This window comes from Devosia sp. CN2-171 (genome assembly GCF_049354815.1).
Lineage (GTDB): Bacteria > Pseudomonadota > Alphaproteobacteria > Rhizobiales > Devosiaceae > Devosia_A.
This window is the reverse complement of sequence record NZ_CP186479.1, coordinates 4,397,469-4,424,159: the sequence shown is the minus strand read 5'-3', so window position 1 is coordinate 4,424,159 and position 26,691 is coordinate 4,397,469. Positions and strand designations below refer to the sequence as shown.

Sequence of the window (26,691 nt, the reverse complement as noted above, 5' to 3'; positions counted from 1 at the left end):
GGAAACGCGGGACACCTGCCCCACTTAACAAACTGAGATGCAAAGTCTGCGCCGTCGTGACAGGCTCCTGTCAAAACAGGAGGACAAGCATGGATCGCGAGTGGTGGGTGGGCAGAGTTCTGCCGGGATTTGTTGGGGCGGCTATTTTCTTCGTCTTGCTGCTGATCTGGAACGGCGTGACCGGGGGGACAGTGGTCAACGCCTTCGGCGGTGCCCGATCCGCCCAGATTGCCGCATTGCAGCTACAGTCCGGCCCTGCCGGACCAAAGGGGGATGTCGGCCCTGCCGGCGCCAAAGGTGATACCGGTGCAGCGGGTCCCGCTGGACCTGTCGGTGAAACCGGCCCAGTCGGCCCGGCCGGCAGCGTGGGACCGGTCGGCCCCGCCGGACCCAAGGGTGATTCCGGCCCAATTGGTCCTAAAGGAAACACTGGCCCAACAGGACCCGCTGGTCCTAAGGGCGACGCCGGTCCCACTGGACCCAAGGGCGATGTAGGTCCAGTTGGACCCGCCGGGCCAAAGGGCGACCCGGGCGTGGCCGGTCCCAAGGGCGATGCTGGTCCTCCGGGCCCCAAGGGAGACCCTGGGCCCATCGGTCCTGCAGGACCGATGGGGGAAATCGTTCCGGCAACGCCGCAGCAGTGACGGACTGCCTCGGTAGAGCGGCGTTGCTCTTCCAACTGGGAAAGGCGATGACGCCTCTATCCTGAGCCTCCGGTGCGAGCGAGAGAGGCCCGCTCGCGCCCGGCCCAGTTGCCCTCGTCGTGGCTACTCACGAGCGGACGAACTCGGCCGCCCATGCTTGTTGCATCCGGCCCGTTTCGTCCGGCGCCCAGACTTGGGACTGCCGAGTGTTGTCGGTGAATATTTCTGCGTAGCGTATTGCGCTCGTTGTCGCTTCGTCGACGGTCTCAAATGGGCCGAAGGACTTGCCCTCACAGTCGACCCACCATTGGTCAGTGCTACGAACGACCAAAAACCATCGTGTCTTCATTGGAGATCCAAGCAGGGCATTGCGAGTCCTCTGCCGAGGGCTCGGCTACTCGGTGCTGATCCATGTGGGTGAGGGCGAGAAACCAGCAGGGCTAGTGGGCTGGCTTTGGCGCTGGTTTCTCGCCCTCTGCGAGGCCGGCCAGAATGACCGTTTCAGATGAGCCGTCCGCCACTTTGGACGCAGGCTTGGCTGCGTGGCGACCGGCTCAGATGCTGCTATAGCACCACGAACCTTTGATCTGGCTGACACGAGCTACACCCAGGGCTGAGGGGGTTCTGCACCCGGCCAAGTGGCCCGGTGCGCGTTGCCTAAGTTAGCAATTGGATCGTGTAGAACAGGCCGAGAAACGGCATCACGAAGGCCCAGACAAGGCATGCCATGCCGAGCAGCACGAAAAGGAAACCAACCGCCGCCTTGCGCAAAACCAGCGTTGGGGACACGGACTTTTCACTCGGTAGCCGTTTCAGCACGCGCAGGTCATCCCAGGTGTCGGAGTGGATCGATGTCGGGCGTCATGCGCCCTGGCCCGGAGGTCGTGGCGCAACGTCCCGGTCGTTCCCGCACTATACTAGGCATTTCCTGTTAGGGCGCTGACGGTCAGGAGGTGGTAGCTGTCAGGTGGCGGGCCTTCTGAAGATCGGCAGTTGAGAAGTACGGTCAACGAGGTCTCTGAGACGGCAGCAGTTTGACAGCCTTTTCAAAGGTGAGCTGCGCTAAGCTGGGTCATGTACCCAAGAGCCCTCCGCGTAACCCTGCTCATCGGAGCCATCGCCTTTGCGATGTCGCTCATGCCGTCGCTCGCCGCAGAAAAAGATGCCGCGTCGAGCAACAACGGCTCCAACGCATCGGCCGGACAGGGAAGCAACAAGTCTGAGAGCAAGTCGCCGCCCGGCCAACTCAAGAAGGACGTCCTGCCGGACACCGATATCGACGCAACCCGCGTCCTTCCACAAGTGGACGCGGACGCTGCTCTATCGCTGGTCGAACTGCGCGCCGCGGTGGCCGCATTGTCTGCCGGCCGCGTGCTTGACGTCACCCTGGTGAGTATCAATGGCAGTTGGGTGTACGACGTCACGGTCCTCGAAGAGGGCAACATCGCTCTCCACCTTTTTGTTGATGCCAGAACCGGCCTTCAAGTGGAGCACTAGGTTGAGAATCCTTATCGCGGAAGACGACCAGCGCATCGCTGAACCACTGTACACCACGCTCACACACGCGGGCTTCCTCGTTGAAGTCGAGGCGGACGGCGAAGAGGCCTGGCACAGGGGCAATACCGAGAACTTCGACACGATCATCCTCGATTTGGGACTCCCTACACTCGACGGACTCAGCATTCTCAAGCGATGGCGCAACTCGGACCGGCGCTCGCCCGTCCTCGTGCTCACAGCTCGAGGCCGTTGGGAGGAAAAGGTCGAAGCGATCGAGGCCGGAGCCGACGACTACGTCGTCAAGCCGTTCCAGATGGAAGAGCTGCTCGCAAGAGTGCGCGCGGTCGTGCGGCGGGCCAATGGCCTCGCTTCCTCGCGCATCCCGTTCAAGGGCTATGTGCTCGATAGCCGCTCGATGCAGGTGAGCAAGGAGGGCGTTCCGGTCGAACTGACGCCGCTCGAGTTGCGGCTTGTCATGCACCTCCTGCACCATCGCAATCAGGTAGTCTCACAGCTGGATCTGACCGATCACCTTTACGATCAGGCTGCCGACCGCGACCCCAACGCCGTCGAGCAATTGGTGGCTCGCGTGCGCAAGCGGCTCGGTGCCGAAGTGATCGAGACGCGGCGCGGGTTTGGCTACATCATCGCCGAGGAGCCCGCCCGTTGAGGCCAGGCTCCCTTCGGCTTCGGCTCGTTCTCGGTGCGACGCTGTGGAGCGTTCTGGCCCTCGGCTTGGCGGCAACCGCTATCATCCTGATCTTTGCTGACACCGTGCGCCGCGATCAGTTCGAGGATCTCGGCTCCAGCTTGGATGTATTGACAGCCGAGCTCGCCCGAAGCGCCCCTGCCCCCGACGATGCTCTATATGATCCGCGCTACCGCGCCCCGGCTGGCGGCCTTTACTACCAGGTCGAGTCGCTTGATACGAACGAGGTTCTTCGCTCCCGATCTATGTGGGATGAACAGCTCACTCTGCCGGTTCCGCCCCCCGGCGAAGACTTGCTCACCACCGCCAAGGGCCCCGACAAGCAGACGCTGTCAGTGCTCGTGCGAGATGTGCAGTTCACCACCGGTGACGGTGCACCCCGCGTTCTCCGCGTCGCTGTGGCCGAAGACGTGGCCCTGCGGGGACATAGTGTCGAGGAGTTTTCGTCCCAGATCATTGTCGCTATGCTTACGGTCGCCGGTGTCCTGTTTCTGGCCGTCATCCTGATCATTCGGCTCGGCCTGAAACCAGTCCGGGCCATTGAGCGCGGCATCGAGCAGATCAGGGCAGGACAAGCGACACGGCTGGATGAGGCCGTTCCACTCGAATTCGGGCCTCTGGTCAGGGAGGTCAACTCCTTGCTCGAGGTACACGAAAGAGGCGTACGGCTGACCCGCGAACGCGCCGACGATTTGGCACACGGACTGAAGACCCCACTCGCAGTGATGCAGGCGACCGCAGAGCGCTTGCGGGGTGCCGGCGACACCTCCAATGCGTCGGCGCTGGAGTTACTCAGCGAAGAGATGGCAGCGCGCATAGATTATCAGTTGCGGCTGACCCACCTGCGTATCCGCAACGACAGCCACGGGCTTGCCACCTCGCTGGATGGAGCGCTCATTCGCAGCGTTGCCGTAGTTCGCAAAACCGGCCGCGGGGCCGATCTCTTTTGGCACCTCAGCGCCGATCGGGTTTCAGCGGATATCGACAGCCACGATCTGATGGAGCTCGTCGGAGCGCTCCTGGAAAACGCGGCAAAATGGGCGAGGTCCGAAGTGTCGGTAAGCTGCGGCCCGCACAACGGCCTCGCCCGGTTTATTGTGGCCGACGACGGACCAGGGCTTGATGACGGTCAGATCGAGCAACTTGGGGAGCGCGGCAAGCGGCTCGACGAGACAAGATCTGGCACCGGCTTCGGCATCGCAATCGCGAAGGAGATCATTCGCTTGAACTCAGGCACCGTTACGTTCGAGCGATCACAGCCGAGCGGACTAAGGGTGGTGGTGACCTTGCCGCTCGGTGTCCAACCTGACAAATAGCTGTTGCTGCCTGACAGTCTATCTAAAGCATTGTTATTACATGGCTTTTTGGAACTAATCGCTGGATCTCGCGTTCTCCTGTGATCAAACTAGGAGAACCACAAATGGCTACGATAATTGACAATGGCGGCGGTGGTGGCGGCGCCGGTGCCATGATCGCCGGCATCCTCATCGTCGTTGTGCTCGTCGTGGGCTTCTTTGTCTTCGTGAACAACAACGGCGGCTCGCAGACCATCGATGTGGATGTGCCCAAGGTAAATGTCGACGTCGTCCCGGATGGACAGTAGCCAACCTCGCCCCCGGCACTGACACCGCTGTTTTCGCCGCCCCATCCCAGAACGGACTCGTCATGGCTCGACCGCTCTATCTCGCTCTTCTGTACTTCGTATGCCTTAGCGCCTGGACGGCGGCATACCTGCTCTAGGGGCGGACGGCTCGGTTGGCCTAAGCGCTCCATTCCGCTTCAGGCGCGGTCCATTGGCGATGCGATAACCGGCCATAAGAAGCCGGCACAAGCTCCCGGTATCTGCAACACCTGGAGCTCCTGAAGCAGCAGGCATCTTATCGGGCCTGCTGCCCACGTGCTTCTTGGTAGGACTTGAGGATTGATGCCATGTTGAAGGCCCTTGTCATCCTGCCGGAGCGCGCCGCGGAAGCGGTTGCGGCTGCTGAAAGGCTGGTGGAGCTGTCAAGCGAACAGCTCGCGGTGTCTCAGGAGATTGTGAAGGGACTGGACCTAACCGGCGAGCTTCCTCACGCCCTGCTCAAGCGCCTCGTCCGCGGTCAGTCGGAGATCAGAAAAGTTAGAGCTTCGTTCAAGGGCTTCGCAACACCAAGTAATTGAAGGGTGGGCGAGGACCTCGATTGGCGGGGGTGATGCTTATTCGGGGTCCTCGCCCTTGCGAGGCCGGCTCGTGAGCCGAAGAAGCAGGAGTGGCGTTCCATACTTCTTGTGCCGTGCATCCATTCTACGACCAAGAGTCGGGCATGCAGAGGATCCACGGCATGCGGAAACATTAGCAAGCGCCACCTGCAAATTGGCTGACGTGGATGGCGCATGGCTTCGCGGGGCGGCGGTGTAAGGCAGCAGACTCTAGCTCGAAACGGTGCTCTCACGAATGGCACCCCAGCCGGCCACGTCCGACGCACTGAACATTGCCAAGACCATCCGGGTCTCTCCCGCTGGTCCCAACGGCGCGGTTAGGTCACGGGCCGAGCACTCAGCAGGCCGGTTTGCATGCTCGGAACCTTGGGAAACCAGCCAAGTTAAGACCCTAAGCGCAGCTTTCGCCAACAAGACGGTCCAGCAATGCAAAGCAAGTTCCCCAAACCTCCATTCCCCAAGCAAAGCCAGCCCTATCCCGGGCTTACCGGCAAGATGGACCCAGTGCCCGACCACGGCGAGGAGAGTTATGTCGGCTCCCACCGCCTCGAGGGCAAGAAGGCACTGGTTACCGGCGGTGACTCGGGTATCGGCCGAGCCGTTGCCATTGCCTTTGCGCGGGAAGGCGCTGATGTCGCCATCTCCTACCTCAATGAGGACCAGGACGCCGAGGAGGTGCAGGCCGTTATCAACGCCAGCGGGCAGAAATGCCTGTTGCTTCCCGGCGACCTCGCCGACCCCGAACATTGCCGAAACCTGATTGCGAGCACCGTCGAAGCGTTCGGAGGTATCGACGTGCTGGTCAACAATGCCGCTCGCCAAGGCTACTTCGAGAGCATCGAGGAGATACCAGACGAAGAGTGGGAGAAGACTCTCGCGGTGAACATCTCTGCAATGTTCTACCTCACCAAGGCGGCGGTGCCGCACATGAAGCCAGGCGCATCCATAATCAACACTGCATCCAAGCAAGCCGACGAACCCAGCCCGGAGCTGCTGGCTTATGCCGTGACCAAGGGCGCGATCCAGAACTTCAGCGCCGGCCTCTGTCAGCTGCTGGCCAAGAAAGGTATCCGGGTCAACACCGTGGCGCCCGGGCCGGTGTGGACGCCGCTGGGGCCGGCCACGCTGCCGGAGCAGAACGTGGCAGATTTCGGCAAGCAGGTCCCTTTCAAGCGCCCTGCTCAACCGAGCGAGCTGGCGCCACCCTATGTGATGCTGGCGAGCGATGAGGCCAGCTACATCTCCGGTGCGACCATCGCCGTAACCGGCGGCAAGCCGGTGATGTAGAGGCTGCACAGTTGAGCATCGTACAGCATGGTGAGTTCCCGGAATGTGGACACTGAAGAAGTTTGGGTTTGCATGGGTGACGCTGGGGTTTCTGGCGATCAGTCTCGCTGGCCACTGGGTGTTCGGCTGGTTCGCTTACCTCGACGAGCAATCGGCGCTCGGGGCCTCGCCCAGCGTGGGCGGATATGCGGTCGAGATGTTGCGCGACACCTTCGAGAACTGGCAGTCCGAGTTTCTGCAATTGCTCTGGCAGGTAGTTGGGCTCACCATTCTCCTGCATGTGGGATCGCCGCAGTCGAAGGACAGTGAGGACCGGTCCGAAGCCAAGCTCGATGCGATCCTTCGCCGAGTTGATCCTGAGGCAGAAAAGACTTTGAGCGAGATCGAACGGCGATATCCATCCGCGTGAGCCGCTGTCGTCGCCGTTCGACACCCTTCAATGAAGGCTCGTCCAACCGGCTCGAGCCTTCTCGCACTTGAGACTGAAGCTACGCGGCGTGGGAGTCCGGCGGCAGGTCTAGCTGACAGCCACAAAGGAAGGAGCCCCGACTTTTCCCAGGCGGAGGGATCGGGCCTTTTGTTCTAGTGCCGGGCGGGGCGCGACGTGTTGGCCTCCACGAGAGCCCCGGCCAGCTGCCGAGGCGGCCTCCTAGATAGGCTTGCTGTCGTCCGAGCTGACCTCGCACGCAGAAATGTCATCGCTGATACCAACGGGTATTGGCCTAGCTCCGCAATCGGGCGACGACCATGAAGCGTTCATCCCGAACGTTCGCGCCCCACAGCATCGGGTCGCTGCCAAGGTCTTCTGCCTGAACAATCTCCACGCTCTCCGGGAGCGCAGTCTCGACCTGCTTCCGATGCAGGCCGAGCCCTGTGTGCCAAAACCCCTCGACCAGAACCAGTTGTCCACCTTGTCGCAGTAGATCGGTCCAGCGACTTAAAGCCAAAGCGACGTCGGGTAGAGCCCAGAGGATGTGCCTGCCCAGGACGACGTCAAAACGCTGGTCGCCGCACTGTGGGTGGGCAGCATCACCGACCTTGAACGTGATCTGTCGGTCGGATGCGGACGCCTTCTTTTGGGCTTCCTCGATCATGCGAGGCGAGGAATCTATGCCCGTAACGCCGTATCCTAAATCAGCCAGCAGAAGGCTGAGTGAGCCCGTGCCGCATCCCACGTCGAGCGCTAGGCCGGCACCGGACAGATGAACCCCAAGTCGCTGCCGCCAGCGATCCCTTACCAGCGGATCGCGCAGTCCATGATCAGCCGCATCGTCAAAACTCGATGCTTCGGCGTCCCAGTAAGCGCTGTTGGGCACTGCTTGAATCTCCATAAGCGGATCATTCTGCGGATGATGTGCTTTGCTGCAAGGGGGCAAACGCCGGTCATACCGAGTCTGTGTCGATGCACTATTCCCTGTCTCTGGAGGCGTCCCGCTCGCCCTGGGTCGGCCGTCCTCTTCGGCACCTCGGCGCCGTTTGCCTATGACGGGGGAAGCAGCGATTGGGTTTTTGCGGGCTACGTGAGCCACTCATGGACGGTCCAGGCACCCGCTGTAGCCAGCACGACCACCCCTGCGACACGGCCCAAGCATCAACATCCATCCGAGCCATACCTGCCCCTAAGCACCCTTGTACCCCCAAAGCTTGGAGTTGGGCATGCGCCGAAGAGCTGGGCCAGCAGGTCGACTGGCACCTCGATTTCCTCAGAACCTGGGTGATTTCAAGGACGCCCTTAGTCGCCGATCGCTGCTAAACGGCCGATGGAATGGAAACTTGCGGTTCGATCAGCATTGAGGTTGTGAGGCTCAGTGCGGAGTGAAGGATGCCCAAGTACTTTTTCAAGCTCATCGACCAGGGCGAAGTCTTTCACGACAGCGAAGGGCAGATGCTTGAGGATGACGAGGTCGCCCGGCACGAGGCCGGCATAGCTCTAAGCGAGATTGCCCGTGAGGTACTGGCAGTAGACGGGCTGGCGCATGAGTTCGAGATTGTGGTCTCGAATGAGAAGGGCGAGGTCGTCTGGACCACAAAGCTGGATTTCGAAGCCGTCGCTGGTTCCGCTCACCAGTAGCTTAGCGCGCTGGCAAGCGCCTGCCCGGGGGAGAAGCATTGCGTTGAAGCGACGCCGGCATCGCTTCCAGTTCCTCGAGAGTAAACCTCCGACCGTTCTTGTCGACGATGCTGACGACTTTGCCGCCGGCCTGTCGAACAGAGCCCCGGCAGACACAACGTCGGCGATTGAGTCGAGGGTCCTCGAAGCATAACCGCTTAACATTTGATATCGCAGGTCAAACTCCACGGAGCCGTTGAGGCCTGACCTTTGAAATTCGCGAGCCCAGGAACTGAACCGGTTCCTGCAGGTTGCAAACGTGCGGTTCGGCGATTGCAGTTCAGGATCGCAGGGGAGCCATGAGGTTTATCGTAGCCGGTGGGCCCCGTCCTTCACGATGACAACGCGAGGCGACCATGCCAACACCCCATACGAGGCGCAAAGCAATTACCGGCGATGGCAAACCCACGGGGAGGGGCACTGCGGGCCAGGACGACGTCTACGATCCTCACCCCGCTAACGAAGAGCACGCGGATCGAATCCCACGTCCCGGGGGCGACGCACAGCACGAGGACCGGGACATCGGCCCAAACAATGCGGTGCACAACGGGCACGCCGGCCGGAAGCCCAAAAACGCTGAGACCTGAGGATGCGAGTGTTCCCCAACGTCACCGTCGAGATCGATGCGAAACATTCGGCGCTGCTGGAATCGTGGCTGTTGGGGCACGGCCGCATACCTGGGGTGCTTCCTGACCACTCAGCGGGCCGTGTGCGCTATCTGGTCAAGGAAGCTCGGCCGGAGGAAATCAAGGACATAGCCTCGATCGGAGCCGAGGTCCTCGAGCGAATCAAGCATTAGAGGGTCGGGGTGCCAATCTGGGGTTCACCAGTGGTCAGGATCGCCACCTTGATCTCGGCGGTGCCTACGGCGGACCGGCAAGCTGATGCGGCCCATCCATCTTGTTCCCAGCAAGGCGGGCGTCATCGGCGCCAACTAGGTGATGGCCCAGCTAGCGCGGACATAGTGCGCGGTGACGAGCCTTCAACGCATGTGTTCTGGCGACTGCCTGTCAGTCGCAGCGCTGACTTCGGGTGGCTGGTAGTCGTCGATCCGGCGGTCGTCGGTTGCCAAGCCAGTTAGCCGCTTCGCAGTAGCCTTGCGCTGATTGTCGCTGATGCCAAGGCCCGAAGCATGGCCTCACGCCACAATGATATCTGAGTTTCGGCTGCGGTGACCAAGACGGTCCTCCACTACCAAGCTTTTCAAAGACTTATAAGTCCGTGTCGTCTGCCTTAGCCTCTCGCTAGCTCAGGTGCATGTTGCGCACTACCGAGCCGCTGCTTGTGGAGCCGCCTCAACCTCATTGGCCCTTGCCGCCACGTCGCGAGTTCAAGGCGTTGCGCTGGCCGATCTCCACGTCGCGGACCGAGTAAGCCCGCCCCGAGTACCTCCTCCGTCAGCGCGCAACGTCTCGAGCAGAAAGACGAAGGTCCGCTTGCGCCAAGAGCAGACATTCGCTCGGCCGAAGCTAAGCGTCGCGGGTCAACGTCCTTTGCACTGCCTCAGCCCAGCCGGTCACCGAACGCGCGCGTTCAAGTGGCGCCATCTGCGGAGTGAAGCGCCGGGCAAGTGACCAGTCCCGTGCAAACTCGGCCTGATCTGGCCATATGCCTGACCGATGCCCGGCGAGCCACGCTGCCCCGAGCGCGGTCGTTTCCAGATTGTGCGAGAGGTCCACCGGCGCGTTCAACAGGTCGGCCAGCCGCTGCACGAACCAGTGGGAGTTGGTCATCCCGCCATCGGCGCGCAGCAACGTGTCGCCCCGGTCCGGCCAGTCGCTTCGCATTGCCGCGAGAAGATCGCCGGTCTGGAACGCAACGGAATCAAGTGCCGCCTTTGCGATCTCGGCAGGACCAGTCGCCCGGGTCAGCCCGAACAAGGCGCCCCGCGCCTCGGGGTCCCACCATGGCGCCCCGAGCCCGACAAAAGCCGGCACAAGATAGACAGCCTGCGCCGGATCGGCCTGTACCGCCAGAGCGCCGCTATCGGCTGCCTTGCGAATGATCTTCAGGCCGTCCCGCAGCCATTGCACTGCTGCGCCGGCAACAAATATCGATCCTTCCAAGGCGTAGCTGGTCTTGCCGTCCAGCCGGTAGGCAATCGTGGTCAGCAGCCGGTTGCTGGATGCAACACGCTTGCTGCCGGTATTGAGCAGGGCAAAGCACCCGGTTCCGTAAGTCGCCTTGAGCATGCCGGGGGTGAAGCAGGCCTGCCCGATGGTCGCCGCATGCTGGTCGCCAGCCACCCCCAGGATCGGAATGCTAGCGCCCAACACAGTGGTGGTACCGAAATCCGCCGCGCAATCGAAAACCTCCGGCAGCATTGCCCGCGGTATGCCCAGCAGACCCAGCAGCTCGTCGTCCCACGCGTTCGTATCGATATTGTAGAGGAGCGTGCGGCTGGCATTGGTGGCATCTGTCGCATGCACCTGGCCGCCGGTCAGGCGCCAGATCAGGAACGTGTCTATTGTTCCAAAGCAGACTTCTCCGCGCGTCGCCCGTTCGCGCAGCCCCGGCACATTCTCCAGCAGCCAGGCAAGCTTGCTGCCCGAGAAATAGGGATCGAGGAGCAGCCCGGTTTTCCTGGTGAACGTCTCTTCGAGTCCGCGCTGCCTGAGCGCCTGACAGAGCGCCGTGCCACGCCGGTCCTGCCAGACGATGGCGTTGTGAAGCGGCGCCCCCGTGGCCCGGTCCCATACCACCGCGGTCTCGCGTTGGTTGGTCAGCCCGATGGCCGCAATCTGAGCCGGCCTGATCCTTGCCTTGCGTATCGCAGCGCGACAGGTGGAGACCACTGAAGCCCAGATCGCCTCCGGGTCATGCTCCACCCATCCAGAGGCAGGGTAGAGCTGGGGAAATTCCTTCTGGGCAGTCGCCAACACTTGCTGCCGGCCGTCGAACAGGATGGCGCGCGAGGACGTAGTGCCTTGGTCGATGGCAAGTACATAGCCGCTCATTGCAGCCCTCATGGTTCGAAAAAATGCCGGGGCCAGCGGGGCCCCGGCACTGTGTCATCAGCTACGACCAGCGGTCACTGGGTGGCGTTCGCGTCGGCCCAGCTCTTCAGCAAGTCATCGTAGTTGATGGTCACGCCCTGTTCCTTCTCGTTGGCGATGGCGAGCTGTGGGGCGACGTTGCCCTTTGCCACGGCATCGGCATTCCAGAAGGCCAGGTCATGCTCCTCGGCCAGCTTGGGGCCGATATCACCCTGGACGCCAGCACGTTCCAGACGCTCCAGCACGCTTTCCTGCTCGGCGCAGAGCGAATCCATCGCTGCCTGGGGGGTCTTGGCGCCAGACGATGCATCGCCGATTGCCTGCCACCAGAGCTGCGCGAGCTTGGGATAATCCGGCACGTTGGTGCCGGTCGGGGACCACTGCACGCGTGCCGGCGAGCGGTAGAACTCGATCAGGCCACCGAGCTTAGGAGCCCGCTCGGTGAAGCTCGGATGCCGAATCGTCGATTCACGCGCGAAGGTCAGGCCGAAATGGGTCTTCTTCACGTCGACAGTCAGCGAGGTCACGAACTGCGCATAGAGCCATGCGGCCTGGGCGCGGTCGACCGGGGTCGACTTGAGGATCGTCCACGATCCCACGTCCTGGTAGCCCAGCTTCATGCCATCCTTCCAGTAGACCCCGTGCGGCGACGGAGCGAAGCGCCACTTCGGCGACCCGTCCGCGTTGACGACCGGCAGGCCTTCCTTCACGAAGTCGGCGGTGAAGGCCGTGTAGGTGAACATCTGCTGAGCGATCTTGCCCTGGCTCGGCACCGGACCCGATTCCGAGAAGGTCATGCCCTGTGCTTCCGGCGGCGCATAGGCCTTCATCCAGTCGAGATACTTCTGGATTGAGTAGACCGCTGCAGGGCCGTTGGTGTCACCACCGCGGGCTACGCAGGAGCCGACCGGACGACTATTCTCGTCAACCTTGATGCCCCATTCATCGACCGGACGGCCGTTGGGGAGCCCGAGATCGCCGTTGCCGGCCATCGACAGCCAGGCGTCGGTGAAGCGCCAGCCGAGCGAGGGATCCTTCTTGCCGTAGTCCATGTGGCCATAGACCGGGCCTTCGCCCATGTCGCGGCCGGTAAAGAACTCGGCAATATCCTCGTAGGCCGACCAGTTGACTGGGACGCCGAGGTCGTAACCGTACTTGGCCTTGAAGTCGGCCTTGGCCTTCTCGTCGTTGAACCAGTCGTAGCGGAAGAAGTAGAGGTTGGCGAACTGCTGATCCGGCAACTGATAGAGATCGCCGTCCGGAGCAGTAGTGAAGGCCGTCCCGATAAAATCGTCGAGCTTGAGGTTCGGGTTGGTGACCGAAGCGCCTTCGCCGGCCATCCAGTCGGTCAGGCTGCGGGCCTGCTGATAGCGCCAGTGAGTGCCAATCAGGTCCGAGTCGTTGATGTAGGCGTCATAGATGTTCTCGCCTGTCTGCATCTGGGTCTGCAGCTTCTCGACCACATCGCCTTCGCCGATCAGGTCGTGCGTGACCTTGATTCCAGTGAGGGCCGTGAAGGCCGCCGCGAGAACCTGAGACTCGTATTGATGCGTGGTCAGGGTTTCCGAGACCACCTTGATGTCCATGCCGACATACGGCTTGGCGGCGTCCAGGAACCACTGCAGCTCCGCCTCCTGCTCGGCGCGGCTCAGCGTCGACAGATCGCCGATCTCGGCATCGAGGAATTTCTTCCCCTCCTCGATGCTCTGCGCCCATGCCGGGCTTGCGGCCAGCAGCAGGACAACTGCCGCCGTCGATGTTAGAAGATACCGTCGCATTGTGATCCTCCCATGGATATTTTGCGATCGGGACGGCCGTCTAGCCACGGTCGTCCCAGCCTCGTCTCCCCTAGACAAACCGGAACACGCAGAAAGCGTAGACCAGCGATAGGGGAAGAGCCCACCAAAGGTCCGGGCCAACCAGCCCGAGCCAGGCAAGATGAATGAAGGCGCTGCCAAGCAGCGAGATGAACAGGCGGTCGCCGCGCGTTGTCTCGAATCTGAGGATGCCGTAGCGGGGATTGCCGCCGGGCGAGAAGTATTCCCACACCGCCATGCCGACCAGCAGGGCGAAGATGCCGGCGAAAAACAACGCCGTCGGCACTGTCCAGGCCATCCAGGAAAAGTTCATCACACCCTCCCCAGGGCGAAGCCCTTGGCGATGTAGTTGCGGACGAAATAGATCACCAGCGCCCCCGGGATGATGGTCAGCACGCCGGCCGCCGCCAGCACGCCCCAGTCCATGCCCGAGGCCGAGACCGTGCGCGTCATGATCGCCGAAATTGGCTTGGCGGCGGTGGTCGTCAGCGTGCGGGCGATCAGTAGTTCCACCCACGAGAACATGAAGGTGAAGAAGCAGGCGACGCCGATGCCCGAGGCGATCAGCGGCATGAAGATGCGCAGGAAGAAGCGCGGGAACGAATAGCCGTCGATATAGGCCGTCTCGTCGATTTCCTTGGGCACGCCCGACATGAACCCTTCGAGGATCCACACCGCCAGCGGCACGTTGAACAGGCAATGCGCCAGCGCCACCGCGATGTGCGTATCGATGAGCCCGAAGGCCGAGTAGAGCTGGAAGAACGGCAGCACGAACACCGCCGGTGGTGCCATGCGGTTGGTGAGCAGCCAGAAGAACAGGTGCTTGTCGCCGAGGAACCGGTAGCGCGAGAAGGCGTACGCAGCGGGCAACGCCACGCTCACCGAGATGACGGTGTTGAGCACCACGTAGATGATGGAGTTGATGTAGCCGTTGTACCAGCTCGGGTCCGTGAAGATCACGATGTAGTTGTGCAGCGTGAAATTGGCCGGAAACAGCGTGAAGGCCGATGTGATCTCCTGGTTGGTTTTGAAGCTCATGTTGACGAGCCAGTAGATCGGCAGCAGCAGGAAGACGATGTAGAGCGTCGGCACCAGCCAGGCGATCGATGGAGCGTTGCGACGTGCCCGGCGCAGCCCGCTGCGTTCCATTGTGGCCACCGGCGCAGCGGCACTGATGTCGGTCCGCTGGACCTTGAATGTCTTGCCGCTGTCGCTCACCGCGTCCGCTCCTGCCCGTAGTTGGTCATGACCGTGTAGAAGACCCAGCTGAGCAGCAGCACGATCAGGAAATAGACCAGCGACATCGCCGCGGCCGGCCCGACGTCGAACTGCCCGATGGCCATCTTCACCAGGTCGATGGAGAGGAACGTTGTCTCGTTCCCCGGCCCGCCACCGGTCACCACGAACGGCTCGGTGTAGATCATGAAGCTGTCCATGAAGCGCAGCAGCACGGCGATGAGCAGCACACGGTGCATCTTGGGCAACTGGATGTAGCGGAAGACGCTCCAGCGCGAGGCGCCGTCGATCTTGGCGGCCTGGTAATAGGCGTCGGGGATCGAGACCAGCCCGGCATAGCAGAGCAGCACCACCAGCGACGTCCAGTGCCACACGTCCATGATGATGACGGTGATCCAAGCCGCGATGGGATTCTGCACGTAGTTGTAGTCGATGCCCATAGCGTCGAGGGTGTGGCCGAGAAGGCCGATATCGACGCGCCCGAACACCTGCCAGATCGTGCCCACGACGTTCCACGGGATCAGCAGCGGCAGGGCCATCAACACCAGGCACACCGGTACCGCCCAACCCTTCTTGGGCATGTTGAGCGCGATGAAGATGCCGAGCGGCACCTGGATCGCGAGAATGATCGCCGAGAACACCAGGTTGCGCGCCAGAGCCTCCCAGAAGCGGCTCGAGTGCAGCAGGTCTTCGAACCACTCGAGCCCGACCCAGAAGAACTGGTTGTTCCCGAACGTGTCCTGCACAGAGTAGTTGACCACCGTCATCAGCGGGATGATCGCCGAAAAGGCGACCAGCACCAGCACCGGCAGCACCATGAACCAGGCCTTGTTGTTCCAGGTTTTCTCCATGGTCAGGCCTCCAGATCCAGGCGCCACGAGTCGGCGTAAAGGTTGATGCCCTTGGGGTCGAAGCTGATGTGCGGCTCCCCCGGGATCTCGGTATGCTCAGGCACGATCATCGCCAGCTCTTGGCCTTCGAGCGCTGCGCGCACGATCTTGTGCCGGCCGATATCCTCGACCTTGCGGATGGCGACAGGCATGCCCTCTCGTCCGAGTTTCACGTACTCCGGACGAATGCCGAGTTCGGTCTTTGATCCAGCGCCGATACTCGCACCGCCCTGCAATTCGATCCGTGTCGAGCCCAGCACCGCCGCTTTGCCGTCGAGCCTCACCGGCATGACGTTCATGCCCGGCGAACCGATGAAATAGCCGACGAAGGTGTGCTTGGGCCGTTCGAACAGTTCGCTCGGCGAGCCGATCTGGACGATCTGGCCCTCGTACATGACCACCACCGTATCGGCGAATGTCAGCGCCTCGGTCTGGTCGTGCGTCACATACACCATGGTGAAGCCGAAGCGGCGATGCAGCTGCTTCAGCTGGCTGCGCAGGACCCATTTCATGTGCGGGTCGATGACGGTCAGCGGCTCGTCGAAGAGGATGGCGTTGACGTCCGAGCGCACCAGCCCACGCCCCAGCGAAATCTTCTGCTTCTGGTCGGCCGTGAGCCCGCGTGCCCGCCGGTTGGCACGATCGCCCAACCCGATCATCTCGATGATCTCTTTGACCCGGCGATCGACCTCCGCTTCGGGAACCTTGCGGTTGCGCAGTGGGAAGGCGAGGTTCTCTGCCACAGTCATCGTGTCGTAGATCACCGGGAACTGGAACACCTGCGCGATGTTGCGGTGCTCAGTCGGCAGCTCCGTCACATCCTCGCCATCGAACAGTATCTTGCCGTGGCTCGGATGGATAAGGCCGGAGATGAGGCTGAGCAGGGTGGTCTTGCCGCAACCCGAGGGGCCGAGCAGCGCATAGGCGCCGCCATCGTTCCAACTGTGATGCACTTCCTTCAGCGCATAGTCGGCGTCGCTCTTCGGATGCGGCAGGTACGAGTGCTTGATGTGCTCGAGATCAATCCGTGCCATCTATGCCGCCTCTTTGAGATTGGTGCTCACCGCGCGACCTGTTTGGTCGAACACCATCAGGTGCCGGGGGTCGATAAAGACATCGACCATCGTGTCGGCCTCAAAGTCGTGGATGCCCGGCGCGAGCATCACCCAGCGAGCATCGGCGAACAGCAGGTGCACGAAGCTTTCCGAGCCGGTGATCTCGGTTACCACCACGCGGGCCGGCACCGACACCGCCTCTGCGCTCGGTCGCTCAAGAGAGAGATGGTGGGGCTGGAATCCGATCGTGTAGAGGCCATCGGCACTGCCGAGGAGGGTAGCCGGTACAGGAAGGGCAACCCCACCATCGAGGAGGAAGCGGTCCGCGTGCTTCTGCAGCACGATGGTATTCAGCGGCGGGTCGGAGAATGTGCGGGCGGTGAGCAGGTCCGCCGGCGCCCGGAACACATCGAGGGTCGGCCCGAACTGGGTCACCCTGCCCTCCGATAGTGTCGCGGTGTTGCCACCGAGCAGCAGCGCCTCGGTCGGCTCGGTGGTGGCGTAGACGAAGATCGACCCGGACTGGGCGAAGATCCGCGGCAGCTCGGCCCGCAGTTCCTCGCGGAGCTTGTAGTCGAGATTGGCGAGCGGCTCGTCGAGCAACACAATGCTGGCATTCTTGACGATCGCCCGCGCCAGCGCGGCGCGTTGCTGCTGCCCGCCGGAGAGACTGAGTGGCGTGCGGTCGAGATACGGCCCGAGCCGCATTAGCTCGGCGGCTTCCCGCACCTTGGCGTCGATCTGCTCGCGCGACTGGCCGGCGACGCGCAGTGGCGAAGCAATGTTCTCATAGACCGTCATCGCCGGATAATTGATGAACTGCTGGAACACCATGGCGATATTGCGCTTCTGCGGAGCGACGCCCGTAACGTCGGCACCATCGAACCAGATCGAACCGCTGGTTGGCTTGTCGAGCCCGGCCATCAGCCTGATAAGGCTGGTCTTGCCCGACAGGGTCGGCCCCAGCAGCACGTTGAGCGTGCCGTGTTGAAGGGTCAGCGACACATCTCGGATGTGTATCTCCGCGCCGACCTGCTTTGAGACATTTCTGAACTCGAGCACTGTGCGTCCCCTCAGCCTGTCGCCATCTGGCGGCCGGCACCCTGCGCCATGAAGGCGCTGAGCGCCGCCACGTCGATGGCCTTGCCATGCAGGCCCCGCTTGGTCCGGCGCCAGAGTACGTCGTCGCTGCTCATGGCCCACTCGCGGTCCATCAGATAGGCGATCTCCGCCTCGTAGAGGTCGTCGCCGAAATGCTGCCCGAGATCGGCATAACTGCGGGCGATGCCGAGGATGGTGCGCGAAAGCGTCCCATAGAGACGCACCAGCCTCCTGGCGTAATCCAGGTCGAGAAAAGGATAGTCGCGCTTCAGATCTGCAACGACATCGGCATAGCCGTTGGGCGGGAAATCGCCGCCGGGGAGCGTGGCCTTGCCGGTCCAGCTCCCGCCCTTGGCGCCGATCAGCGCCTCGACCTTTTCGAGGGTCGACTCCGCCAATTTGCGATAGGTCGTGAGCTTGCCGCCGATGACATTGATCAGCGGGGCATCGCCCTTGTGTCCCGACGTTTTCAGCACATAGTCGCGCGTCGTTTCCTGCGCCTTGGAGGCGCCATCGGCGTAGAGCGGGCGCACGCCCGAATAGCTCCAGACAACATCCTCCTTGCGGAGCGGCCGCTCGAAATACGTGCTGGCGATGCCACAGAGATAGTCGATCTCATCCTCGGTGATCCGTACATCCCTGGGGTCCCCGTCATAGTCTCGATCCGTGGTGCCGATCAGGGTGAATTCGCCCTCGTAAGGGATGGCGAAAATAATGCGCCCGTCGGCGTTCTGGAACATGTAGCAGCGGTCGTGGTCGTAGAGTTTCCTGACCACGATATGGCTGCCCTGCACCAATCGGACGTTGCCCACCCGGTTCTGCCCCAGGGTGCCGGATAGCACCTGATCGACCCATGGGCCCGACGCGTTTATCAGCAGTTTCGCCCGGACCGTCTCGCGCTGGCCGCTGGCGCTGTCGCTCAGGCCGACGTGCCAGATGCCGCCGTCGTTGCGGGCCGACGTCACCGTCGTCCGCGTCCGGATCGTCGCTCCTCGATCGGCGGCGTCGCGGGCATTGAGCGCGACCAGCCGTGCATCATTGACCCAGCAGTCGGAAAACTCGAAGGCCCGCTCGAATTGCGCTTTCAGCGCCTTACCGGCGGGGTCGGTGCGGAGCTTTACATCCCTGGTCGCCGGCAGCAGTTTGCGACCACCCAGTGTGTCATAAACGAATAGCCCGAGCCGCAGGAACCACGCCGGCCGCAGGCCCTTGTGATGCGGCAGAACGATGCGCAGGGGCCAGATGATATGCGGCGCCGAGGCCCACAGCACCTCGCGCTCCATCAGCGCCTCGCGCACCAGCCTGAACTCATAGTGCTCGAGGTAGCGTAGGCCGCCGTGGATGAGCTTGGTTGCCGCTGAAGACGTGCCGCTGGCGAGATCGTTCATCTCGGCAAGGAACACGGAATAGCCACGGCCCGCGGCGTCCCGGGCGATTCCGCACCCATTTATGCCGCCGCCAATGACAAAGATGTCATGGACCAAGTCGCCGACCAATTCGCTAACCCTCCCGAGCTTCCCGCCGGTTTGTCCCAGCTGTTGAAAGCAGACGAAGCTAATGCGAAACAAAAACGAATGTCAATCGAAACCAAAGCGCGCCTTGCGACTGGCAGAAGTCGATGAACTTTCAGCGGCTTAGGAGTGACGTTTCGATCAGTTGGACGTCTGACTCAGTGCAGATTCGGCGAATGGACTGCGGGGTGCAGCGGTCGGTGATGAAGCTGTCCACCTGGCTCAGGTGGGCGATCCGCACCGGCGCCGTACGTTCGAACTTGGTCGAGTCCGACACGAGTATGACGTGTCGCGCATTGGCGATGATGGCCTGGGCGACCTTCACTTCGCGGTAGTCGAAATCAAGCAGTGCGCCATCTCCGTCGATGGCCGAGGCGCCAATCACCGCGTAATCCACCTTGAACTGCTGGATGAAATCGACAGCCGCCTCGCCCACGACGCCACCGTCTGAAGCGCGCACGATCCCCCCGGTGATGGCTACTTCAAACTTTGGAAAAACCCGCATCCTATTGGCAACATTGATATTATTCGTAATGATCATGAGGTCGGTGTGGTCCAGGAGGGCTTGGCTGACCGCCTCTGTGGTGGTTCCAATATTGATGAACAGCGAGGCGTTGTTGGGAATGAGGGCCGCTGCCGCACGCCCGATGGCATCCTTTTCCTCGGATGCGATCTGCCGCCGCGACTCGTACTGCATGTTCTCGACCCCGGACGGAAATACCGCGCCGCCATGCATGCGCTTCAACGTTCCTGCCGCGCAGATATCATTGAGGTCCTTGCGAATAGTCTGTGGGCTGACCCCGAAATGCACCACGAGCTGCTCGACATGCACCCGGCCCTGCGCCCGCGCCAAATCCACAATCTGTCTCTGTCGCTCCGAGATCACAGCTACCTCATTCGCCTTTCGTTTTGACTTTCATATGCCAAAACCGAAAGTGGTGCAAAGGGCACTAGCCGCGCGATCGAACGCGAGAACGTCGGTGTAGGGCGAGAACGCGCCGCCAATAGCCGCACTCGGCACTAAGGCTTCGGTGGGTTCGCTTCGTGACGGAGGCGTTCGGGGTCGCAAAGAAGAACGGCCGATACAGTGATCGGCCGTTCGGTGTTGCTTGCGCGATGTCAGCGTACGGCGAACTGAATGGCTTGGCTGCCCACAATATACCAGGTGACGAACAGCGCGTTGATGAACGCGCCAGGCAGGTAGCTGCCCGTCCGCCGCCAGGCGAACGTCGACAGGAAGGCAACGATGGCCAGAAGCGGCACGAACTGCATGCCGATCACGGTGGTCAGCGACTCGGTCGTGCTGAACAAGTGGCCGGTAAACAGCAGCGTCAGATACTGGAAGCCCAGGAACAGGATGAAGCCGACAATCATCACCGCGATGTTGGAAAAATACTGCGCTACCCGGCTATCAGTGGCCACCGACATGCCGATATGGAGGCCACGCACCGCTAGTACGAAGTAGATGGTGAAGGGCACCAGATAGACCAAGCCGATCTTGGCTCGCACCAGATCGAGAGGCTTCAGCGCCACGACCCAGAAGCGGAAATCCACCTTGAACAGGAAATCGGTAGCGGCCACGAAGATGTAGCCAACGCCGACCGTGGCGAGAGCGATGAGGACCGAGCCCCAGATGTCGCCGCGACCTTCCACCTTGTCGCCCTTGAACACGAGGCCGAGGCCCACGACGATGATGCCATTCAGCACCGCCCACATGGCGATCTGGCTGGTAAAGCTCTGCGGCAGGATGGCCGAGGCCGGGAAGACCAGCGTCGCCCAGCTGAAGAAGGGGTAATAGCTCAGCACCGGAATCAAGGTGGCGAGGGCAAAATGCAGCCACCACTTGCCGGTACGCTTGGCATAGGCAGTGCCCGTGGGCTGCTTGCGCAGGTGGGCGAAGACCTGGGTCTTGAGCAGCATGTCGAAGGTGCCGGCGAGCAACACGACGAAACCGACCAGCGCAATCAGCGTGCCGATTTCCTTCCAGAACCAGATCTGGTCACCGGGCGGAAGCGGATTGGCGCCCACCAGCGTCTGGTCGAACCAGGCGATGGCATCGCCGATGGCCTCGGGGGAAATGTGGTTGCCGGGATGGGTGGTGATGGGCTGCTGCAGGACGCGGGCGGTGCCGTCGGCAATGTTGCCATAGACCTGGCCGATCACGACCGGATCGGTGACACCGAAAGCGGTCTGCAACTTTGGGCTCCCAGGCAGATCCTGAGCGCGTTCGACGCCCCACATGAAGCCCGAAAATTCGTCAAACCTGGAGAAGACAACGGCGAGATTGCGCGGCCACGAGGGGTCTGCCTCCTTGGCGAAAGGCGCACCGGTGCTCGACCCCTGCAGCACGACGGCTTTATAGGCGTCCGGCATGGCTGCGGCGGCAGCAAGTACTGTCCAGCCGCCCATGGAATGGCCTTCAAGGCCGATATTGTCGGTGTCCACGAAGTCCAGCGACCGCAGATAGGCAAGGCCCCCGGGCCCCCCGAAGCCGTTGGCAAAGGCCGGTGGGTCGGAATAACCATGGCCGCCCTGATCGAGCGCGAGGACGACATAGCCGCGGCGCGCGAATTCGATGGCGAAGCCGTCTTGCGTCTCGCGGCTGTTGAAATAGCCGTGCACGGCTAGAATGGCCGGCGCCTTGTTCTCGGTCGAAACACCGGGCGGTACGTATAGCAGGCCGCTCAGCACCTGACCGTTGGCGCCATTGAAGCGCAGATCGCGGATGCTGACGCCGCCGGATGTCTGGATGAAGTGCGCAAGCAGCGCACCGATCAGAATGATGATCCAGCCCGCATGGAACAGGCGATTGTTGATTTTCATTGAGTACTCCCCCTTTGCTTTCCAGCCTAGATTGCCCCTGTCATTCAGCGAGCCGCCGTGTGGGAAACAGCTGCCAGCCCGTGCGAGCGTGGATGAGGCCCCATATGCCACCCGGCATGATCAGCGGGACGGCGAATGCCGTGGCTCCCTGAAAAATCAGGAACAAGTCTCCGGCGTCGCGAAACAGCTCGCGGAGTCCGAAATAGATCACGATCCCGACGATCGGCCCTTCGACGGTTCCGAGGCCACCGACGATCACGATAAACAGCACGCGAATTTGCCAATCGATGTCGAAGGCGCCGGTTGGATCAACGTAGAGCACCGACAGATAGTAGATGGCGCCGGCTACAGCACAGACGGCAGCCGAAATCAGGAACGCGGCGAGCTGGTTGCGAGCGACGCTGATGCCCACGCTGGCGGCGCCGGCCTCATTGTCGCGTATCGCCATCAGGGCCAGACCGGTACGGCTGCGCAGCAAAGCGAAAACGCCAAGCTGTGTGGCAAAGGCGAGCCCCAGAGCTAAGACGAAGACGGTATCGGCAAAGGAGGTCGCATCAATGCTGGTGGCACTGAGCACCATACCGCGTGACGAGCCGACCCAGTCCCACTGCGCAAAGAGCAGGCGGAGGCTGTCTGCCAAAACCCAGATGCCGATCGAGAAGTAGGCACCGCGCAGCCTGCGCAGCAGCACCCACATGATCAGCGCAACGGCCAGTGCCACCAACGCCGCGGCGAGTATGCTCCACAGGGGCGAAACCCCGGTCGTATTGACGACCATGAACAGGACATAGGCACCCAGCCCGACGAATGCCTGGTGGCCGAAGGAGAGAAGCCCGGTATAGCCACAAAGCAGGTTCCAGCCCTGCGCCATGGCAAGCACCAGCAGAATTTCCATGGCCAGCCGGCGATCAATCGGCAGCAAGACCAGCGCTACAGTGATGGCCGCCGTGCCAAGCGCAGGCAGGCCAAGGCTTGCCTTCCAGGCGCCGTCCCTCATTTGCGCCCCCATGCGAAAAATGGTCCGAGGTTTGCATGGCGGAACAGCAGAACGGCGAAGAAGGCGAGGTGTCCGAAGAGTGGACCGGAATTGGGGTTCAGTTTGAGCCCGACCACCTGAACCACGCCCAGGAACAGGCCGCCCAGGAAACAGCCGCGAAGCGAACCGAGCCCGCCGATGATGACCACCTCGAAGGCAATAAGCAGCCGCTCGACTCCCGAAAACGGAGAAAATGAGCTGCGCATGGCCAGGAGCAGTCCGGCGATGGCCGATAGGGCAACCGCGAGCCCCATGGCGGCGCTGTAGATGCGCCGCCGATTGAAGCCCAGGGTCTCCAATATCTCATAGTCGTCCGCCGCAGCCCGAAAGGCCCGGCCGATCGTGGTGCGGGTCAGCAGGAGGTTCACGCCGACAAAGAGCAACGCGGACGCAGCAAAGATCATGACCGGAAGCAGCCCGATCGAGATGCCGAAAACGCCTATGCCCGCATCCTGCAACGGCCCGATGTCGATGGACTGAATGTCGGCGCCGTAGAGCTTTACCAGGGCGTTACGCAGGACGATCGAGAGGCCCATGGTAATCACCATGGCCGGCACGGGGTTGGGACCCAGCACGCGGTTGAGGACGGTGGCCTGGAGTGCCCAGCCCAGCACGAACGCAGCGGCCGCCACGCAGACGAAGACTGCGGGCAGCGGCAGCGGCGTGGCCGCCAGCAGGGTCACGCCCAGATAAGCAGCCAGCACGACAAATTCGCCGTGGGCGATGTTGACGATGCGCATGATGCCGAAGGCCAGCGCCAGGCCAAGACCGAAGAGGCCATAAAGACCGCCAACCATCAGGCCGTTGAGGATCGGTTCGATGTAGTTCATGAACGGCGATCCCCGAAATAGGCGTGGCTGATGTCATCGAGGGTCACCGAGCTGGACGCGCCTTCGAGCGTGACGCGTCCCTTGAGCAGACAGTAGAGCCGGCTCGACGCCGAACGCGCCCGAACGACGTCCTGTTCGACCAGGATGATGGACACCCCCTTGTCCCGGATGCCGGCGAAGCAGGCATAAATCTCGCCGACCACTTTCGGAGCGAGCCCCAACGACAGTTCGTCACAGAGAAGCACGCGCGGATTGGTCAGCAGCGCTCGGCCGATGGCGACCATTTGCTGTTGCCCACCGGAGAGTTCGGCGGCGTTGTGATGGCGAAACTCGCGCATGGCGGGAAAGAGGTCGAAGACCGTGTCGAGCGTCCATGGACCCGGCCGGGCGCGAGCCCCGCCCATCAAGAGGTTCTCCTCCACCGAAAGCGAGGAAAAGAGCCGACGCCCCTCAGGCACGATGGCAATACCGCGGCGGGCGATCAGGTCGCAGCGGAGCCGGGTAATATCCTGGCCATCGAACATGACCGCCCCGCGCCTCGCCGCCGTCATCCCCATGATGGCGCGAAGCAAGGTGGATTTGCCGGCGCCATTGGCTCCGATCAGGGCAATCGCCTCGCCAGCGTCGAGCCGCAGATCGACACCGAACGTCGCCTGCAGATCGCCGTAGAACACGTCGACTTTCTCAAGCGACAGCAGGGTCATCGATCGATATCCCGAGGTACACTTCCTTGACTATGGCGGCGGCCATGACGTCCTTTGGCGGTCCTTCGATCAGCTTGGCGCCAAAGTGCAGCACCAGGAGACGATCGGCCGCCGCCATCAGGGCGTGAGCGATGTGCTCGATCCACAGCACGGCGTGCTCGCGCTTGAGCTGCTTGACCATCTCCACCAGTTCGAGCACCTCACCTTCCGTGAGACCACCGGCCACTTCGTCGAGAAGCAGGACTTTGCTGCCCACGCTGACGGCCTTGGCCAGCTCGAGGCGCTTGCGATCGAGCAAGCGCAGGCCGGCGGCAATGGTGTTGCGCTTGTCGGCGAGGCCTACCCTTTCCAAAACATCGAGCGCGCGCTGCTCGGGCCGTTCGGTACCCATGGGTCCGTGAACGATGCCTGCCAGGACGTTTTCGTAGACCGTCAGGCCCGTAAACGGCCGCGGTACCTGATAGGCACGCCCGACACCCAGACGCGCCCGGCGGTATTGCGGCCAGCGCGAAATGTCCTGGCCATCAACCGACACGACGCCGGAATCGGCTTGCGCTGACCCGTCGAGCAGATTGAACAGCGTGGTCTTGCCTGCACCGTTTGGACCGATGATCCCAAGGCACTCCCCCGTCGCGACCGCAAGGCTCACCTTGTCGACCACGAGCTTGGCGCCATAGCGCTTGGAGACCTCGTTGACGTTGAGAACGGGACCCACCAGTTCCCTCCCTGGCATAAGATCGAGTAGTCGAGAGCGCCACGCTGCCGCGGCGCCCCTCTCGTGCACTACGGGGCTATCAGCCGAGCTGGGAAAGCAACTTGAACTCGTCCTCCAGGGCGAACGGCGCGGAGGAACCATTGTAGGTCACGACCAGGTCATACTTGTACGGACCCGATTTCGCCCGGCGCCACTGGCCCGCCACCAGCGGGGTCTTGGTGATGCCCGGCACCTGTGTGTTGGTGAAATCCACCAGACCAATCACAGTCTCCAGTTTGGCCGCAGCCAGGGCGCTGCGCACGGCCTCACGATCTTTGGGGTTGCCCGATGCAATCAGGGCGTGGATGGCGACTTCCCAGATGGCGTGGGTATAGCCAAGGACCGGGGTCCATTGTTTTCCCTGGCTCGCTTCCCAATCGGCCGCCAGGTTGGCGGCGGTCTGCCCGGTCAGACTCGACGCAAAGGGCGTCTTGGGCGACCACCAAATCTCAGTGGACACGCCGTCCCCCCGATCGCCCAGGGCCTCAACGCCGCCCGGGAACAGGAAGGCCCCGGCAACGGTGGCAATCTCGGGGTGGTAGTCGCCCTGAGCAGCCGCCCGCCAGAACGAGGCGAAGTGGTTGGCGAACATGAAGCCGGTGAGTATCTGCGCGTCGCCTGACTTGAAGGTGGAGACCTGGTTGGAGAAATCGTCCGTCTCGACCTTGAACATGCCACCTTCGACCGTCTTGTACCCGGCCCTCGACAAGAAGGCCGGCAGGCCGAACTCGGGATGGGCAAAGCCCTGTGCCGCCGGCTGGTCGACATAGAAGGTGCCGACGGTATCGTTGAGGCGGCCGCGCACCGGTTCCCACATGCCGATATAGGCTGCGCCGACATCAGCCGTGTCGAACAGGAAGTGGAAGGTCCAGGGCGTGCCGTTGTTGCCATAGGCCTCCGGCCCGCCGCGAACCCCGATCATGGCGTCGGATGGAAACAGCGTCGAAACGATGGGCGTGCGGTTGATCACCGCCATCTGTCCGCCCGTGATCGCGCCGAGCGCCTCCGAGGCCACGATCAGATCGACCTTGTCGCGGGTCATGAGTTCGGCGGTGACCTGGGCGGCCACGTTGACCGAGCTCTGGCTGTCGCGCACGAGGATTTCGACCGAATAGGTCTTGCTACCAATCTCGATGCCGCCACTGAAGTGCTTTTCGAGCTGCGCCTTGACGAAGTCAGTGGCCTCGCCAAACAAGGCCCCCGGGCCAGAAAGAGCCGCAACCCAGCCGATCTTCAGCGTGCTCGTTTCCTGGGCATGCACCGCCGGAAAGCGCAGCGTAAACGACGTTGCTATGCCGGCTGCGGCAATGCCCCTGAGCACCGTCCGGCGCGAGGGCGTCGATGCAGAAAACGGCAGCTTGGTCTCGTTCATGATGTCCCCTCCCAAGGATCGCGAACCACTCTCCTAAAGTGATCCAATCAATTGACCAAATCATATGATTGAGATATTGCCAGAGTCAATGACTTTGGTTCAGTCGCCGCGCGACGCCCG

Annotated in this window: 26 protein-coding genes; 9 read left to right on the top strand and 17 right to left on the bottom strand. The window is 62.2% G+C overall.

Translation table 11 applies throughout. The annotated features are described in order from the left end of the window. Window positions 1–1,301: 1,301 nt before the first annotated feature. Window positions 1,302–1,433: a hypothetical protein gene (locus tag ACOYW5_RS21785; protein WP_423066973.1), complete on the bottom strand. Its 132-nt coding sequence runs from the start codon at window positions 1,431–1,433 to the stop codon at window positions 1,302–1,304. Between the two features lie 339 nt (window positions 1,434–1,772). Between ACOYW5_RS21785 and ACOYW5_RS21780 the strand changes: the two genes are divergently transcribed. From ACOYW5_RS21780 to ACOYW5_RS21750, 7 genes are all read left to right on the top strand, one after another. Continuing rightward, window positions 1,773–2,141: a PepSY domain-containing protein gene (locus ACOYW5_RS21780; protein WP_423066972.1), complete on the top strand. Its 369-nt coding sequence runs from the start codon at window positions 1,773–1,775 to the stop codon at window positions 2,139–2,141. Between the two features lies 1 nt (window position 2,142). Further along, complete coding sequence (locus ACOYW5_RS21775; RefSeq protein ID WP_423066971.1) at window positions 2,143–2,811, top strand: response regulator transcription factor; 669 nt, start codon at window positions 2,143–2,145, stop codon at window positions 2,809–2,811. A gap of 65 nt (window positions 2,812–2,876) precedes the next feature. Then, window positions 2,877–4,166 carry an ATP-binding protein gene (locus tag ACOYW5_RS21770; RefSeq protein WP_423066970.1) on the top strand — a complete coding sequence of 430 codons (1,290 nt, stop codon included), beginning with the start codon at window positions 2,877–2,879 and terminating at the stop codon, window positions 4,164–4,166. A gap of 104 nt (window positions 4,167–4,270) precedes the next feature. Continuing rightward, window positions 4,271–4,453: a hypothetical protein gene (locus ACOYW5_RS21765; protein WP_423066969.1), complete on the top strand. Its 183-nt coding sequence runs from the start codon at window positions 4,271–4,273 to the stop codon at window positions 4,451–4,453. 326 nt (window positions 4,454–4,779) lie between these two features. Next, window positions 4,780–5,010 (top strand): hypothetical protein, encoded by a 231-nt coding sequence (locus ACOYW5_RS21760; RefSeq protein ID WP_423066968.1) that lies wholly within the window; start codon window positions 4,780–4,782, stop codon window positions 5,008–5,010. A 465-nt stretch (window positions 5,011–5,475) separates the two neighbouring features. Further along, complete coding sequence (locus ACOYW5_RS21755) at window positions 5,476–6,336, top strand: SDR family oxidoreductase (protein WP_423066967.1); 861 nt, start codon at window positions 5,476–5,478, stop codon at window positions 6,334–6,336. A gap of 43 nt (window positions 6,337–6,379) precedes the next feature. Then, window positions 6,380–6,745: a DUF6766 family protein gene (locus ACOYW5_RS21750; RefSeq protein WP_423066966.1), complete on the top strand. Its 366-nt coding sequence runs from the start codon at window positions 6,380–6,382 to the stop codon at window positions 6,743–6,745. A 313-nt stretch (window positions 6,746–7,058) separates the two neighbouring features. On the opposite strand, the gene ACOYW5_RS21745 is transcribed toward ACOYW5_RS21750, so the two are convergent. Then, window positions 7,059–7,667, bottom strand: a complete 609-nt coding sequence (locus tag ACOYW5_RS21745) for a class I SAM-dependent methyltransferase (RefSeq protein ID WP_423066965.1) — start codon at window positions 7,665–7,667, stop codon at window positions 7,059–7,061. A gap of 491 nt (window positions 7,668–8,158) precedes the next feature. On the opposite strand from ACOYW5_RS21745, the gene ACOYW5_RS21740 reads away from it, so the two are divergent. Both ACOYW5_RS21740 and ACOYW5_RS21735 read left to right on the top strand, forming a co-directional pair. After that, window positions 8,159–8,407: a DUF6894 family protein gene (locus ACOYW5_RS21740; protein ID WP_423066964.1), complete on the top strand. Its 249-nt coding sequence runs from the start codon at window positions 8,159–8,161 to the stop codon at window positions 8,405–8,407. A gap of 634 nt (window positions 8,408–9,041) precedes the next feature. After that, window positions 9,042–9,245 carry a hypothetical protein gene (locus ACOYW5_RS21735; protein WP_423066963.1) on the top strand — a complete coding sequence of 68 codons (204 nt, stop codon included), beginning with the start codon at window positions 9,042–9,044 and terminating at the stop codon, window positions 9,243–9,245. A gap of 670 nt (window positions 9,246–9,915) precedes the next feature. Here the strand turns inward: ACOYW5_RS21735 and glpK are convergent. From glpK to ACOYW5_RS21660, 15 genes are all read right to left on the bottom strand, one after another. After that, window positions 9,916–11,403: a glycerol kinase GlpK gene (gene glpK / locus ACOYW5_RS21730; protein ID WP_423066962.1), complete on the bottom strand. Its 1,488-nt coding sequence runs from the start codon at window positions 11,401–11,403 to the stop codon at window positions 9,916–9,918. 74 nt (window positions 11,404–11,477) lie between these two features. Further along, window positions 11,478–13,220 carry an extracellular solute-binding protein gene (locus ACOYW5_RS21725; RefSeq protein ID WP_423066961.1) on the bottom strand — a complete coding sequence of 581 codons (1,743 nt, stop codon included), beginning with the start codon at window positions 13,218–13,220 and terminating at the stop codon, window positions 11,478–11,480. 70 nt (window positions 13,221–13,290) lie between these two features. Beyond that, entirely contained in the window at window positions 13,291–13,572 is a 282-nt protein-coding gene (locus ACOYW5_RS21720) for a DUF2160 domain-containing protein (protein ID WP_423066960.1), read from the bottom strand. Continuing rightward, the gene (locus tag ACOYW5_RS21715) at window positions 13,572–14,408 is read right to left on the bottom strand and encodes a carbohydrate ABC transporter permease (protein ID WP_423069528.1); all 837 of its coding nucleotides are present in this window, start codon (window positions 14,406–14,408) and stop codon (window positions 13,572–13,574) included. The genes ACOYW5_RS21720 and ACOYW5_RS21715 overlap by 1 nt, the downstream gene beginning before the upstream one ends. 65 nt (window positions 14,409–14,473) lie before the next feature. Then, a complete protein-coding gene (locus tag ACOYW5_RS21710; protein ID WP_423066959.1) occupies window positions 14,474–15,346 on the bottom strand; it encodes a carbohydrate ABC transporter permease in 873 nt (290 codons plus the stop codon). Window positions 15,347–15,348: 2 nt separating this feature from the next. Next, entirely contained in the window at window positions 15,349–16,419 is a 1,071-nt protein-coding gene (locus ACOYW5_RS21705; protein ID WP_423066958.1) for an ABC transporter ATP-binding protein, read from the bottom strand. Beyond that, a complete protein-coding gene (locus tag ACOYW5_RS21700; protein ID WP_423066957.1) occupies window positions 16,420–17,502 on the bottom strand; it encodes an ABC transporter ATP-binding protein in 1,083 nt (360 codons plus the stop codon). An 11-nt stretch (window positions 17,503–17,513) separates the two neighbouring features. After that, the gene (glpD, locus tag ACOYW5_RS21695; protein ID WP_423066956.1) at window positions 17,514–19,037 is read right to left on the bottom strand and encodes a glycerol-3-phosphate dehydrogenase; all 1,524 of its coding nucleotides are present in this window, start codon (window positions 19,035–19,037) and stop codon (window positions 17,514–17,516) included. 130 nt (window positions 19,038–19,167) lie between these two features. Further along, window positions 19,168–19,938: a DeoR/GlpR family DNA-binding transcription regulator gene (locus tag ACOYW5_RS21690; RefSeq protein WP_423066955.1), complete on the bottom strand. Its 771-nt coding sequence runs from the start codon at window positions 19,936–19,938 to the stop codon at window positions 19,168–19,170. A gap of 233 nt (window positions 19,939–20,171) precedes the next feature. Then, window positions 20,172–21,875, bottom strand: coding sequence for an alpha/beta hydrolase family protein (locus tag ACOYW5_RS21685; RefSeq protein WP_423066954.1), 1,704 nt, complete (start codon window positions 21,873–21,875; stop codon window positions 20,172–20,174). Window positions 21,876–21,915: 40 nt separating this feature from the next. Then, window positions 21,916–22,872, bottom strand: coding sequence for a branched-chain amino acid ABC transporter permease (locus ACOYW5_RS21680; RefSeq protein ID WP_423066953.1), 957 nt, complete (start codon window positions 22,870–22,872; stop codon window positions 21,916–21,918). Further along, window positions 22,869–23,741, bottom strand: a complete 873-nt coding sequence (locus ACOYW5_RS21675) for a branched-chain amino acid ABC transporter permease (protein WP_423066952.1) — start codon at window positions 23,739–23,741, stop codon at window positions 22,869–22,871. Before ACOYW5_RS21675 ends, ACOYW5_RS21680 begins: the two co-directional genes overlap by 4 nt. After that, window positions 23,738–24,445, bottom strand: coding sequence for an ABC transporter ATP-binding protein (locus ACOYW5_RS21670; protein ID WP_423066951.1), 708 nt, complete (start codon window positions 24,443–24,445; stop codon window positions 23,738–23,740). The genes ACOYW5_RS21675 and ACOYW5_RS21670 overlap by 4 nt, the downstream gene beginning before the upstream one ends. Next, a complete protein-coding gene (locus tag ACOYW5_RS21665; protein ID WP_423066950.1) occupies window positions 24,426–25,160 on the bottom strand; it encodes an ABC transporter ATP-binding protein in 735 nt (244 codons plus the stop codon). The genes ACOYW5_RS21670 and ACOYW5_RS21665 overlap by 20 nt, the downstream gene beginning before the upstream one ends. 79 nt (window positions 25,161–25,239) lie before the next feature. After that, a complete protein-coding gene (locus tag ACOYW5_RS21660; protein ID WP_423066949.1) occupies window positions 25,240–26,571 on the bottom strand; it encodes an ABC transporter substrate-binding protein in 1,332 nt (443 codons plus the stop codon). Window positions 26,572–26,691 lie beyond the last annotated feature (120 nt).